At 56.3% G+C, this 254-nt stretch carries 1 protein-coding gene; it reads left to right on the plus strand.

Going from position 1 to position 254, the window contains the following annotated elements:
• The coding region (locus Q4563_RS21150) for a transglutaminase family protein (RefSeq protein ID WP_303605922.1) at positions 1-254 on the plus strand (254 nt) is incomplete at both ends.

A 254-nucleotide genomic window follows, 5' to 3' on the forward strand; every position in this document is an offset into this window, starting at 1 on the left:
GAGCTGGAAATCGCTTTCCAGCAAATGCCGGAAGGTGAGTCCGCCTTGCCATGGCTGGTCGATCGTATCATGCGTAACCTGCTGATCGATGTGACCGGTAATACCCACCGGGCTGAATTCTGTATCGATAAACTGTTTGCACCGGGTAGCCCGTCAGGCCGTTTGGGGATTCTGGAATTCCGTGGCTTTGAAATGCCACCGCACAGCCGCATGGGTCTGGTGCAGGCATTGCTGATCCGGGCCTTGCTGATCCG

The sequence above is a fragment of the Gilvimarinus sp. 1_MG-2023 genome (assembly GCF_030548285.1).